This is a genomic window from Candidatus Similichlamydia epinepheli (assembly GCF_003056015.1).
The window spans coordinates 1-1763 of the sequence record NZ_PPEU01000120.1 but is presented as its reverse complement, the minus strand read 5'-3'; the positions used below and the strand labels follow the sequence as shown (position 1 = coordinate 1763).

Genomic DNA, 1763 nt, shown 5'->3' with positions numbered 1-1763 from the left:
TTGTTCGAAAAGTTTACTAAGATGCTCTGAGGGGGTGACTAAATCTGGCCTGAGATAAGAGGTAATTGCTTCGAGATGTATGTTCAATACTTCCTTTGTAAGAGCTAATTGCCCCAGGGGAGATGCTCCAGAAATTGCATCGCTAGTTGTATTTACATGTTTGGTAATTGTTGCTATGGCGTTTTGGACAGCGTGCGCAGTTGGCGCTATCCAGACGTTTCCGCAGAAATTTCCTGGGAATGAGAGAACAAGAAAACAACGAGAAACAAGTGCTGGATTGAAAATGTTCATCCCAGTTCCACCAAAAACTTCTTTACTAAGAAGCGTTCCGGCAGTTATTCCAAAAGCAACCATCCAAAGAGGAATTGTGGGTGGCATGGCCAATGCAAACAGCAGACCAGTGACGAGCCACCAATTGGACTGATGCCTATTTCTTAATTTTGAGCAAATCCAATCTGTAAGAAAAGAAAAAATACAAGACGTTAGTACAATTGGAATTACACAGCTTAGACCTGCCCATACAATTTTCATTGTTCTCGGCATTTGAAAGCAAAATCTAAAGTAATTTGTCAGGCTTGTGGTCGATTGGTAAAATTCTCTTAGTATGCCTAAGTCTTTTTCTGAGAAAACAAAAGAGTAGACTCCGATTGCCCATGTCCCAAAAAGCAAGGGCGGTATTAAAGATATCAACAGAACCCAAATCCAATGATCCAGATCATTAACATTGCATATGAAGGGGAATTTTTTTGGTGAGGAGTTGTTCTTTCCATAGATCATATGTGGAAGCCTTGTGCTGAATAGCACGTATTTACTACTTCGATGATAAAGAGTTCAAAAGTTTCATTGTTAGGATCGATAAAGGAAGCTTGTATTAAGCTCAATGTATAAATTTCGTTTGAGAATTGGAGAACAAATGAATGTTTTGGATATTTAAATCTGTATCGGATCGATCTGACTCTATTGAGGTCTCCAAGGAGGAACGTAAGTCTTATCTATCTTGGCGAGTGCGAATTTTTTTTTCCTTATATTTCGGTTACTTTCTGTTTTCTTTTACTCGATGTAGTTTTGCCTTTGCTGCTCCTTTGATGAGAGATCAACTTAATTTACGAGCTTCAGATTTAGGTTTAATCGCTACTTCTTGGTCTCTTTTGTACGGACTTGGAAAATTTATGAACGGTGTTTTTAGTGATCGTTCCAATCCTCGTTATTTCATGACATTTGGATTACTGATGACAGGCATTTGTAATTTATGCTTTGGCATTTCCTCTTCTTTTGCTTTTTATCTTTTTTTCTGGGGATTGAACGGTTGGTTTCAGGGTACAGGTTGGCCTAACTGTGCAAGATGTTTGACAAATTGGTTTCCTACAAGAGAAAGGGGTCGTTGGTGGGGATTTTTAAGTACATCGCACAATATGGCTGGAGCGCTTGTCCCTGTCTTGTACACGGCAATTGGATCATTAATTGGGTGGAGGGCAATTTTTTTCATACCAAGTTTTCTTTCTTGCTTCGGAGCTTTTTGGTTGATGTTCCGTTTGAGGGAGAACCCTTCTTCTGTTGGTCTGCCATCTTTACATAGTCTTTATCCAGACGAAGCCTCTCTCATAAGTGACAATAAAAATGGAATTGTTCGCCATTTATTTCGTGAGATAATTGCAAGTGGAAGAATCTGGTTGCTTGGATGTGCTTACTGTTTCATTTATTCGCTACGAACAGGATTACACGATTGGTTGACCTTCTTTTTTATCGATCAGAAACATTATAAT

General features: G+C 39.0%; 2 protein-coding genes. One reads left to right on the top strand and one right to left on the bottom strand.

Annotated features, from left to right (window positions below; all coding sequences use genetic code 11):
- The coding region (locus GCCT14_RS04735) for an RnfABCDGE type electron transport complex subunit D (RefSeq protein ID WP_192875512.1) at window positions 1-777 on the bottom strand (777 nt) is incomplete at its 3' end.
- 140 nt (window positions 778-917) lie between these two features.
- Between GCCT14_RS04735 and GCCT14_RS04730 the strand changes: the two genes are divergently transcribed.
- The coding region (locus tag GCCT14_RS04730) for an MFS transporter (protein ID WP_157952631.1) at window positions 918-1763 on the top strand (846 nt) is incomplete at its 3' end.